The following is an 11533-nucleotide window of genomic DNA, read 5'->3' as shown; positions in this document are numbered from 1 at the left end:
TTTATTTTCGATTCAAGAGTTTCAAAACTACGAAGATTATCTAATTTTATCTTTGTAATTACATTTAAAATATGAACCGTTATTATTACTTTTTAAGTTTTGTAACCTTTAAAATATTAGTTTATGTTCGTTGAAGTTTGTGCAAATTCATTAGAGTCAGCTCTAAATGCAGAAAAAGGTGGGGCTAGTAGAATTGAACTTTGTATGGAGTTGGGTTTAGGAGGTCTTACACCAACTTATGGTTTGCTTAAAACTATTAAAGAGCACATTAGTATTCCGGTTCACATTTTAATAAGACCTAGAAGTGGTGATTTTGTGTATTCAGATAATGAATTAGAAATTATGTTAAGTGATATTAAGCTTTGTGAAGAGTTTGGTTTTGCGGGTATTGTTTCAGGAATTTTAAAAACTGATTTTACAATTAATATAAAAAGTACAAAACTGCTTATTGAAGCCTCTAAAGAGATGAATTTTACTTTTCATCGTGCATTTGACTGGGTTAATAATCCAGTAGAATCGTTTGAGGTTTTAGAAGATTTAGGTGTAAACTACCTGTTAAGTTCTGGGCAAAAGAAATCTGCTGTTGCAGGTATTGATTTTCTCTCTCAATTACAATCAAAATCAAGAAATTGTATAGTAATGCCAGGTGCTGGAATAAATAGCGCAAATGTTTCTGAATTTGCAACAAGGAATTTTGAATGGGTGCATTTGTCGGGTTCTGAAATTCGAGAAATAAATTTAAATAGACCAGAATTGTCAATGAGTTATTTGCCTTTTTTAGATGAAAGTAAGCGAATAGTATCAAGTGCGACTACTGTATCGCATATTGTAAACAAGGTTAAATTATAATTAAATGAGATACTTCTTCTTTTAATTAAAAATACCTTTGTAAATAAAAGTTTGTTAAATGGTTCGATCAATTATTTTTATCTTTTTGTATGTTGTATTAGCTTTCTATGCTACGCAGGCATTAAAAACGGTGTTTAAATTCAAATGGGTTTATTATATTTTTATAGCTATTACAGCATTAGTGTTGGGTAATTTTATATATCAGTTTACTTTTGGTGCTGATGAAGGTCGTGTTCTAACGAAACCAAAAAGTTACGCATTTAGTTTCTTTTTAATAGTGTTAGTTTTTAATTTATTTACAGTTCTATTTCTTTTTTCAGAAGATGTTATAAGGTTTTTTGTAGCTACCTATAAAAAGTTTTTTGGTGTATCTAAGCAATTTATTCTTCCGGAGCGAAGACGATTTTTAAGTATGATTGGTTTAGGTATTGCGGCAATACCTTTTGGAGCATTACTATACGGTATGTATAAGGGTAAATATAATTTTAAGGTTTTAAAATATACTTTAGAATATGATGATTTGCCTGAGGAGTTTAATGGTTATCAGATAACCCAAATTTCTGATGTACATAGTGGGAGTTTTGATAATCGTAAAAAAATAGAATATGCTATTGATCTTATAAATGAGCAAAAAAGCGATATTCTATTGTTTACAGGAGATATGGTTAACAATAAGGCTTCTGAAATGAAGCCGTGGAAAGATTTATTTTCAAAGTTAGAAGCTAAAGATGGTAAGTTTTCTGTCTTAGGTAATCATGATTATGGTGATTATGTAGATTGGAATTCTCCAGAAGAAAAAGATAGAAATTTAGACGATTTGAAATTCCTCCAAAAAGAAATGGGGTTTGATTTGCTACTTAATGAAAGTCGTTATTTAGAAAAAGAAGGAAGTAGAATTGCTTTAGTTGGTGTTGAAAATTGGGGTAGAGGTGGTTTTAAGAAAGCTGGCGACTTAAAATTAGCAGTTAATAATATTACTAATGATGATTTTAAAATATTAATGAGTCATGATCCAAGCCATTGGGAAGATGAAGTTATTCATGATGATTATCATTATCACCTAACACTTAGTGGTCATACACATGGTATGCAATTTGGAATAGAAATTCCAGGTTGGGTAAAATGGAGTCCTATTAAATGGCGCTATAAATACTGGGCAGGTATTTATAAAGAGCTAGGTCAATATATAAACGTAAATAGGGGTTTTGGTTTTTTAGGATATCCTGGTAGAGTTGGTATTTGGCCAGAAATAACCGTTATCACATTAAAAAAGAAGGAGCTTAGTTAAATATTAGTGCGTTTTAACGTTTAAATAATGTAAAAAACCTTGATTTAACATTTTTTACTACTTTTGAGTAGCGAATATAAACATTAGTGTATGTCTAAATTTGGAGAATTAATAGAATCTAACGTTCCGGTTTTGCTTGATTTTTACGCAGAATGGAATGAACAATCAACCTCAATGCATACTGTGTTGCGTGATGTTGCATCGGCTTTAGGAGATAGAGGTAAAGTTATTAAGATTGATGTAGATAAGAATAAAGAGCTTTCTCAGGTATTACGAGTAAAAGGTTTACCTACATTAATGATATATGTAAAAGGAGAAATGGTTTGGCGACAAAGTGGTTCGCAAGATGCTAATACACTTATTGGCATCCTTAGTGGCTATGTTTAGTTGAAGCAAAAGAAAGTAAAAAAACCGAGATGCTAATCTCGGTTTTTTTTATTTTTATTCTTCAGTATTTGTTGCTTCTTGTTGTTGTGATGTGTCTAATTGATTTGTGCCTTGTAAATCAGGATCTTCCATTTCTGGTTCTTGAATCAAAGGATCTTCACTGCCATCTACAAATCTGCTGAACTTATCAATGTACTCATTAAATATTAAAGTTTCTTTTTCGGCGATTTCTCTATCTCCATTTCTTATCAGAATATCAACATTTCTGTTATAAGCTTCCATGTCGCCAATAATTTCATTTAGTTTTTCGTATTGCTCATCTAAAGGCATGCTAGTATAATACTCTAAACGCTCTTGATATTTAGTTTTTAATTGAGAGAAAAGTGCTCTCGCTTTTTCAGTTTCTCCAACTTTATAGTAACCGTCAACAAAAGGTTCAACAAATGTGTAGTATTCAAAATAATCAACAGGCATATTTTTCATAGCTATGTCAATCATTTCTTTTGCCTTTTCAATTTTGTTTTCATTAATCAATTGCTCAACTAACCTTGCAATGTTACCTCTAAATGATAAGCCTTGAATGCGAGTTTGTGTGTCATGGTAAATTTCTGAGCTACCTGAGTTGCCCCATTTCCATTTTTTGACGATATTGTACATTAATTCGCTATCAATACGACCCATTTCATATGAACTATCATTCACAGTTTTAATAGGTACTAATTTATAGGCAAGTCCGTCTAATTGTAAATATTCTTTCATCCAAATATATTCACCACTATCAAAACTTCCGCCTGAAAAGTAAATAGGTCGTTTCCAGTCATTGTTAGCCAATAAGTCAAGCATTAAAAGTCTGTTTTTGGGTAAAGCACTTTTAGGTAATTCTATATCTATATAATCTACAATTAAAGCAGAGTCTTTAGCTTTTACGATGCCACTTTCTAAAACATTCTTCTTGTTTACAGGAACACGAATATGGTTAGTTGGGTAAAAAACAATGTCTAATGTGTTTTCAGGATATTCGGATACATCTTGATCTTGTGATGATTCAATAACGCTTCTAAGTTTTGTTTGTGGTTTGTCGCTACCAACCCAATCCATGAAGTCTTTAATATTCCATCTAGATTCTGATATGTTTTTGTTGTAAAGTTGGTCTACATTTTGGTAGTAAACAGCATCACGAGAACCTACTCGATATTGTTTGTGAGTCAATTGCGAAGGTATAGGTTCGCTAGTGTAAGCCTTTTTCTTCATTTGGTCAATGTACCAATCTGTAGCAAAAAGACTTGTGTTGACTATACGGACATCAGTTCTTATTCCTTCAATTTCTTGCGCGTACCATAATGGGAATGTGTCATTATCACCTATAGTGAACAGTATTGAGCCGGCATCTTTTTGAGTGGACTCTAAGTAGTCAATTGCTGTAGATTTAGCTGTAAATCTATTTGATCTATCGTGGTCATCCCAGTTTTGAAAAGCCATTAAAAATGGTGCGGCAAGAAAACATATTACGATTACTGCTGGTGCTAATATTTTAGGGGTGATGTATTTTTTTAGTGCGTCGAATAAACCGTAAACCCCAATTCCTAACCAAATTGCAAAAATATAGAATGAGCCTACTAAGGAGTAGTCACGTTCTCTTGGTTGAAATATGTATGGGTTGGTGTAAAATTGAATTGCAATACCAGTGAATATGAAGAAAACAAAAAGTACCCAAAAATGCTTAGGGTTTTTTCCAATTTGAAATAATATTCCGATAATGCCTAATATTAATGGTAAAAAGAAGTACGTGTTTCTTCCTTTGTTGTTTAATACATCACTGGGTAGGTTTTCTTGACTTCCTAAACGGATAGAATCTATTGCATTTATACCACTTAGCCAATTGCCATTCTCATCATATCTTCCTTGTTTGTCATTCTGTTTTCCGGTGAAATTCCACATAAAATAACGCCAGTACATATAACCGAATTGAAATTCAAACATGTATTTTATGTTTTGCCATAAAGTTGGTGGCTGAACTTCAATATAATCTCCAAAGCGATTTAAGAATTGAATATATTGGTCTTCTCCAATTTCACCTTTAGCATAACCAGTTCTTAATTGAGAAACTGCTTTTTGTAACTCTTCGCTATTAGTTTTTGTTTTAAAATCTAATGGACCAAAATAACGCATGTAATTTTCCATGGTTTGTTCACTCCACATTCTTGGTAACAAGCCAACGTGTTTTTTGTTCGGTCCTTGTGTGGCGTTTTTGTATTTATTTACGATAATGTATGTGCCAGTTTTTTCGTCTTTTTCATATTTAGGTTTGTCATCTTTATCTGCTCCTGGTCCTGCAAAAGCATTTGAGTAATAAGCACCGTAAAAAGGACTATCTACGCCTGGGTATTGCTCTCTATTGTAATATGCTAAGAGTGAACGTGCATCAGAAGGATCGTTTTCATTAATAACAACATTGGCATTTGCTCTAATTGGCAACATTAACCAAGATGAAAATCCTAAAAAAAGAAACATTAAGCACAAAACAATAGTGTTTGTAGTTTTGTAATTGTTATTTCTTGTGTAGCGTAAAGCAAAGAAAAATACAGAAACAAATATAATTCCCATTATAATTGACCCAGAGTTAAAAGGTAAACCTATTGTATTAATAAAGAATACTTCACTCCAGCCAAATGCTACTAATATATAGGTGAGTGAGAATTTGTAAACAAGCATTAATACTGCTACTGATATAATGTTTGCAAGTAAAAAGTTTTTGATGGTAGTTTCTTTGTAGGTTTTGAAATAATATAACAAACCTATTGATGGGATGGCTAAGAATCCCATAAATTGAATTCCGAATGTTAAACCAACAATAAAAGAAATTAAAACAAGCCATTTGTTACCTCTGGGTTCATTTAAATTGTCAACCCATTTTAATCCCATCCAAAGTAGTAATGACATAATAAAACTTGCCATTGAGTACACTTCGGTTTCAACAGCATTGAACCAAAAGCTATCAGAAAAAGTGAAAGCTAAAGATCCAACTAAACCACTTGCTAAAATAACTAAAGCTTTGCTATTTGTAATAACTTCGTCTTTAGCAACCATTTTTTTAGTTAGATTGGTAATTGTCCAAAACATGAATAATATAGTAAAGGCACTTGATACGCCTGAAACATAGTTGACCATAAGGGCAATTTGACTAGATTCAAAAGCGAACATCGCAAAAAATGCACCTATCATTTGCAAAAGTGGAGCTCCTGGTGGGTGGCCAACTTGTAGTTTGGCTGAAGTGGCAATATATTCACCAGCATCCCAAAAACTCCCCGTTGGTTCTACGGTAATCCAATACGTTATTATTGCAATAAAAAAAACAAACCATCCTGTGATGGAATCCCATTTTTCAAAATTCTTAGAAAACATCTATGTTGTAGTTTAACAATTATGGCGAATTTACTAATTTATATACATATGAGTTTCATTTTTTTATAAACCTTTAACAGAGGTTTGGTAATTTTTTTTTAATTTTTTTCAAAAAATGTTTGCAGATATAAAACATTGTTTTAAATTTGCAGCTCTTTTAGAGGTAATGGTCCATGGTGTAATTGGTAACACACCGGTTTTTGGTACCGACATTCAAGGTTCGAGTCCTTGTGGACCAACAAATATTTTGTAAATCCCTGCTTTTTAAAAGAGCAGGGATTTTTGTTTAAAAAGAATTTGTTTCACATGTTAAATCTTATGTTGTTAAGTATGTATTGTATGTTTAAAAAATGTATATTTGCAACGCTGTAAGAAAAGATAGTATATATGAGGGGACATTTTGTCCCCTCTTTTATTGCTTAAAATTATGTTTAAAGAAAAAGTATTAGCGTTGTTAGAAACTACACTGGCTGAAAATCCTTCAATTTTTTTGATTGATTTTAAGTTGGCGCCTGGTAATAAAATCAATATTACTTTAGATGGTGATAAGGGTGTTTCTTTAAATGATTGTATTACTTTTAGTAGAGTGATCGAGAATAATTTAGATAGGGAAGAAGAAGATTTTTCTCTTGAGGTAGCGTCAGCAGGAGCAACTTCTCCAATGGTGATGCCTAGGCAATATAAAAAGAATATAGGTAGAGAATTGGAAGTCAGGTCTCAAGGTGTTAAATTTGAAGGAAAATTAACTGAAGCAACTGATCAGGGGATTACTTTAGAATGGAAAGCTCGTGAGCCAAAGCCAATCGGTAAGGGTAAAATTACAGTTCAGAAAAAACAAGTGTTTGTCTATTCTGACATTGAAGAGGCAAAAGTTATTATAAAATTTTAATTGTAGATCAACATGGAAAATATTGCGCTGATCGAATCTTTTTCGGAATTTAAAGACGATAAGTTCATAGACAGGGTAACGCTAATGGCGATTTTAGAGGATGTTTTTAGAAACGCTTTAAAGAAAAAGTTTGGTTCTGATGATAACTTTGATATCATTATTAACCCTGATAAAGGTGATTTAGAGATTTGGAGAAATAGAGTTGTTGTTGAAGATGGTGAAGTAGAAGAGCCAAACGAGGAAATTTCTTTAACAGAGGCACGTAAGATTGAGCCAGATTTTGAGGTTGGTGAAGATGTTTCTGAAGAAGTTAAGTTAATACAATTAGGTAGAAGAGCTATATTGGCATTGCGTCAGAATTTAATTTCAAAAATTCATGAGCATGACAATACAACTATATATAAGCATTTCAAAGAGCTTGAAGGAGAAATATATACTGCTGAGGTGCATCATATACGTCATAAGGTAGTTATTTTGCTTGATGATGAAGGTAATGAGATTATTATGCCAAAAGAAAAGCAGATTTCTGCTGATTTCTTTAGAAAGGGTGATAATGTGCGTGGTGTTATTGAAAGTGTTGAGTTAAAAGGTAATAAGCCTGTAATTATAATGTCAAGAACTGCACCAGCTTTTCTTGAGCAATTATTTTTCCAAGAGATACCTGAGGTTTTTGATGGTTTAATTACGGTTAAGAAAGTAGTTAGAATACCAGGTGAAAAAGCTAAGGTGGCGGTTGACTCTTATGATGATCGTATTGATCCTGTAGGAGCATGTGTTGGTATGAAAGGTTCTCGTATTCATGGAATAGTTAGAGAATTAGGTAATGAAAATATAGATGTTATCAACTGGACAAGTAATCCTCAGTTGTTAGTGACTAGAGCGTTAAGTCCAGCTCGTGTTTCTTCTGTAAAGTTGAATGATGAGAAAATGACAGCTCAAGTGTATTTAAGGCCTGAAGAGGTTTCAAAAGCAATTGGTAGAGGTGGTCATAATATAAGATTAGCTGGTCAATTGACTGGTTATGAAATAGATGTGTTCCGTGAAGGTGTTGAAGAGGATGTTGAGTTAACAGAATTCTCTGATGAGATCGATGCATGGATAATAGAAGAATTTAAGAAGATCGGAATGGATACTGCTCGTAGTGTATTAGAGCAAGATGTTGACGATTTAGTAAAGCGAACTGACTTGGAAGAGGAAACAATTATTGAAGTTGTTCGTATCTTAAAAGAAGAATTAGCAGATTAAGCTATATATTAGCAAGAAATTTTAAGTATAGTAACAGGTATTTATGGCAGATAATGCAACAATAAGGCTTAACAAGGTCCTACGCGAATTGAACATTTCACTCGACAGAGCGGTAGACTTTTTGGGTTCCAAAGGTCACGATGTGGACGCAAGGCCTACCACTAAAATTTCAAATGAGGTGTATCAGGTTCTGTTGGATGAATTCCAAACAGATATGAGCAAAAAGGTTGCATCTAAGGAAGTTGGTGAAGAGAAGCGAAAAGAAAAAGAAGCTTTAAGGCAAAAATTAGAGCAGGAGCAGGAAGATAAGCGAATCGAAAGAGAGCGTAGAGCTGCGGCGGAACAAGTTGTTAAGGCTAAAGCTGAATTGTCTGGACCTAAAACTGTTGGTAAAATAGATTTAGGTAAAAAAGAAGCTGAAGCTGAAAAGCCTGAGCCTACTGCTGAAAAGCCGAAAATTGAGGAGAAAGCACCTGAAAAGGAAGTTGTTAAAGCGGAGCAAAAAGTTGTCAAGGCAGCCTCTGATAGACCTAAGTTTAAAGTTGTAGATAAAATTGATTTGTCTAAAACTAAACCAAAGTCTAGGGATAAGGCTAAGCCAGTACCTAAAAAAGTTGAGGCGAATCAAAAAAGTAAACCTCCTGTTGTTAAAAATGAAAAGGTACAGTCAAAAACTGAAGCTCCAAAACCTGTGGCTGAAGTAGAAAAACCTGCTGAGCCTAAAACATTAACTACGCAATACAAGAAGCTTACAGGTCCTAAAATTACAGGAGACAAAATTGATCTTACTAAGTTTGAAAAACCTAAGAAGAAAAAAGAAGCTCCAAAATCTGGTGATGCTGATAAGAAGAAGCGTAGAAGAAGAATAGTAAGTAATAATAATACCGGTGGTTCTAAGCCTGGTAATAACAATGGTCCTCGTGGTAGATCGGGTAATAATAACGGTCCAAGAAGGGGTCCTAATCCTAGATTTAACCAAGCGCCTAAGGTTGAGCCTTCTGAAGAAGATGTGCAAAAGCAGGTTAGAGAAACTTTGGAGAAGCTTCAAGGTAAATCTAAAAAAGGTAAAGGGGCTAAGTATAGAAGAGATAAAAGAGATCAACACCGTCAACAAACTGAAAAGGACTTAGAGCAACAAGAGCTTGAAAGTAAAATTTTAAAAGTGACGGAATTCGTAACGGCTAATGAAGTCGCTACGATGATGAATGTTTCTACAACTCAAATTATATCTGCTTGTATGTCATTAGGTATAATGGTAACAATGAATCAGCGTTTAGATGCCGAGACATTATCTATTGTTGCTGATGAATTCGGATATGAGGTGGAGTTTGTTTCTGCTGAAATTGAAGAAGCAATTGAGGAAGAAGTTGATGCTCCTGAAGATTTAATTGAAAGAGCTCCAATTGTTACGGTAATGGGTCACGTCGATCACGGTAAAACATCTTTGTTGGATTACATCCGTAAAGAAAATGTAATTGCCGGTGAAAGTGGTGGTATTACGCAACATATTGGTGCATACGGAGTAACACTTGATGGTGGTCAAAAAATAGCATTTTTAGATACACCTGGTCACGAAGCCTTTACGGCTATGCGTGCACGTGGTGCTCAAGTTACGGATATTGCAATTATTGTTATTGCGGCAGATGATGATATAATGCCTCAAACAAAAGAAGCGATTAGTCATGCGCAAGCAGCGGGTGTTCCTATTGTTTTTGCAATTAATAAGGTTGATAAGCCTACGGCTAACCCAGAAAAAGTTAAAGATGGTTTGGCGCAAATGAATTTGTTAGTAGAAGATTGGGGTGGTAAAATTCAATCTCATGATATATCTGCTAAAACAGGTTTAGGTGTTAATGAGTTATTAGAAAAAGTATTGCTTGAGGCAGAGCTTTTAGAATTGAAAGCGAATCCTGAAAAATTAGCTACAGGAACAGTGGTTGAAGCCTTTTTAGATAAAGGTAGAGGTTATGTTTCTACTGTACTAGTTCAGGCGGGTACTTTAAAAATTGGTGATTATGTATTAGCTGGTACTTGCAGTGGTAAGATTAAGGCAATGCAAGACGAACGTGGTAAGAATATCAAAAAAGCAGGTCCGTCAACTCCAATATCAATTTTAGGTTTAGATGGTGCTCCACAGGCTGGTGATAAGTTTAATGTTCTTGAAGATGAACGTGAAGCGAAACAAATTGCAGCGAAAAGAGGTCAATTATTACGTGAGCAATCTGTAAGAACGCAACGTCATATTACGCTTGATGAAATTGGTCGTAGAATTGCTCTTGGAGACTTTAAAGAGTTAAATATTATTCTTAAAGGTGATGTTGATGGTTCGGTTGAGGCGTTAACTGATTCTTTCCAAAAATTATCTACTGCTGAAATTCAAGTGAATATTATTCATAAAGCGGTTGGTCCTATTACAGAATCAGATGTGTTGTTAGCTTCGGCTTCTGATGCAATTATCATCGGATTTAATGTAAGACCAATGGGTAATGCTAGAACAATTGCGGATAATGAAGAAATAGATATCAGAATGTATTCTATTATTTATGATGCAATTAATGATCTTAAGGATGCAATGGAAGGTATGTTGTCTCCAGAAATGAAAGAGGAGATTACGGGTACTGCTGAAATTAGAGAAACATTTAAGATATCTAAAGTAGGTACTATTGCGGGTTGTATGGTAACTAGTGGTAAAATACTTAGAAGTTCAGGCATTCGTCTTATTAGAGATGGTGTAGTTGTGTTTACAGGAGAATTAACTTCGTTAAAACGATTTAAAGATGATGTTAAAGAAGTTTCTAAAGGGTATGACTGTGGTCTTCAAATTAAGAACTACAATGATATTAGAGAGTTGGATATTGTTGAAGGTTTTCAAGAAGTTGCTGTTAAAAAGAAGTTGAAATAGTTGTAGAGACTATTGTGGTATAAAAAAAGGGATTCAATTTAAATTGAATCCCTTTTTTTGTGTTCCATTTTTTAAGATAATTAGTTTGGGGTAATGATAATTGCGCCTGGGTATTTTTTTCTCACTTCTATATATTTTCTTTCGGCTTCTAAGGCAGTTTTAATACCTGTAATTCGTACTCTGTAATCTGTATCAACATGCTTAATTTTTGTCTCCCAATTCGGAAAATCAGTGTCTAAATTATTCTTTTTTGAGTTTGCGCTACTTAATGATCCGTTATAAATTTGAATTTGATAGTCTTCTGAGTTTTCACTTTCGTTCTGGTATAACTGAACTAAATTGTTAATTCTTGAATCTTGATTTATGTTTGTTTCTGCTTCTTGGGCGTTACTGTTTGGTATGAAAATAGTAAAAATCAATACGTTAAAAAGTGTTTTCATAGTTGTTTTTAATTTACGTTTTAATGTGTTTGACAAAAGTATATTTTAAATGGTTAGAGAAACTAAAATTATTTTATTTAGAATTAATATAAATTGTGAATTATAGAGAACTTAACATTTCTCAAATAAAG

8 protein-coding genes and 1 tRNA gene are annotated in these 11533 nt (G+C 33.4%); 7 read left to right on the top strand and 2 right to left on the bottom strand.

What is annotated here, in order from left to right:
• Window positions 1–123 precede the first annotated feature (123 nt).
• The 3 genes from KO500_RS12265 to KO500_RS12255 all read left to right on the top strand — a co-directional run bounded on the left by KO500_RS12265 (window position 124) and on the right by KO500_RS12255 (window position 2524).
• Entirely contained in the window at window positions 124–849 is a 726-nt protein-coding gene (locus KO500_RS12265; protein WP_215956833.1) for a copper homeostasis protein CutC, read from the top strand.
• A gap of 58 nt (window positions 850–907) precedes the next feature.
• Window positions 908–2137 (top strand): metallophosphoesterase, encoded by a 1230-nt coding sequence (locus KO500_RS12260; protein WP_215956832.1) that lies wholly within the window; start codon window positions 908–910, stop codon window positions 2135–2137.
• 90 nt (window positions 2138–2227) lie between these two features.
• Complete coding sequence (locus tag KO500_RS12255; RefSeq protein WP_215956831.1) at window positions 2228–2524, top strand: thioredoxin family protein; 297 nt, start codon at window positions 2228–2230, stop codon at window positions 2522–2524.
• Between the two features lie 54 nt (window positions 2525–2578).
• Here the strand turns inward: KO500_RS12255 and KO500_RS12250 are convergent, their stop codons facing one another.
• Window positions 2579–5926 carry a glycosyltransferase family 117 protein gene (locus KO500_RS12250; protein ID WP_215956830.1) on the bottom strand — a complete coding sequence of 1116 codons (3348 nt, stop codon included), beginning with the start codon at window positions 5924–5926 and terminating at the stop codon, window positions 2579–2581.
• A gap of 167 nt (window positions 5927–6093) precedes the next feature.
• Here KO500_RS12250 and KO500_RS12245 point away from each other — a divergent pair.
• From KO500_RS12245 to infB, 4 genes are all read left to right on the top strand, one after another.
• Window positions 6094–6165: transfer RNA gene (locus KO500_RS12245), tRNA-Gln, on the top strand.
• A 188-nt stretch (window positions 6166–6353) separates the two neighbouring features.
• Window positions 6354–6815 (top strand): ribosome assembly cofactor RimP, encoded by a 462-nt coding sequence (gene rimP, locus KO500_RS12240; protein ID WP_215956829.1) that lies wholly within the window; start codon window positions 6354–6356, stop codon window positions 6813–6815.
• 12 nt (window positions 6816–6827) lie between these two features.
• Entirely contained in the window at window positions 6828–8060 is a 1233-nt protein-coding gene (gene nusA, locus KO500_RS12235) for a transcription termination factor NusA (protein WP_215956828.1), read from the top strand.
• Between the two features lie 43 nt (window positions 8061–8103).
• Window positions 8104–10962 (top strand): translation initiation factor IF-2, encoded by a 2859-nt coding sequence (gene infB / locus KO500_RS12230; RefSeq protein WP_215956827.1) that lies wholly within the window; start codon window positions 8104–8106, stop codon window positions 10960–10962.
• Window positions 10963–11042: 80 nt separating this feature from the next.
• Here the strand turns inward: infB and KO500_RS12225 are convergent, their stop codons facing one another.
• Entirely contained in the window at window positions 11043–11402 is a 360-nt protein-coding gene (locus tag KO500_RS12225) for an SPOR domain-containing protein (RefSeq protein WP_215956826.1), read from the bottom strand.
• Window positions 11403–11533: the final 131 nt, after the last annotated feature.

Source organism: Cellulophaga baltica (genome assembly GCF_018861125.1).
GTDB classification, from domain to species: Bacteria; Bacteroidota; Bacteroidia; order Flavobacteriales; family Flavobacteriaceae; genus Cellulophaga; species Cellulophaga baltica_A.
The sequence above is the reverse complement of the archived record's forward strand: the minus strand, read 5'-3'. Positions and strand labels throughout refer to the sequence as shown.

Coding starts and splice junctions, on each gene's coding strand:
- KO500_RS12265 (WP_215956833.1), top strand. CDS start 124: ATGTTCGTTGAAGTTTGTGCAAATTCATTAGAGTCAGCTCTAAATGCA.
- KO500_RS12260 (WP_215956832.1), top strand. CDS start 908: ATGGTTCGATCAATTATTTTTATCTTTTTGTATGTTGTATTAGCTTTC.
- KO500_RS12255 (WP_215956831.1), top strand. CDS start 2,228: ATGTCTAAATTTGGAGAATTAATAGAATCTAACGTTCCGGTTTTGCTT.
- KO500_RS12250 (WP_215956830.1), bottom strand. CDS start 5,926: ATGTTTTCTAAGAATTTTGAAAAATGGGATTCCATCACAGGATGGTTT.
- rimP (WP_215956829.1), top strand. CDS start 6,354: ATGTTTAAAGAAAAAGTATTAGCGTTGTTAGAAACTACACTGGCTGAA.
- nusA (WP_215956828.1), top strand. CDS start 6,828: ATGGAAAATATTGCGCTGATCGAATCTTTTTCGGAATTTAAAGACGAT.
- infB (WP_215956827.1), top strand. CDS start 8,104: ATGGCAGATAATGCAACAATAAGGCTTAACAAGGTCCTACGCGAATTG.
- KO500_RS12225 (WP_215956826.1), bottom strand. CDS start 11,402: ATGAAAACACTTTTTAACGTATTGATTTTTACTATTTTCATACCAAAC.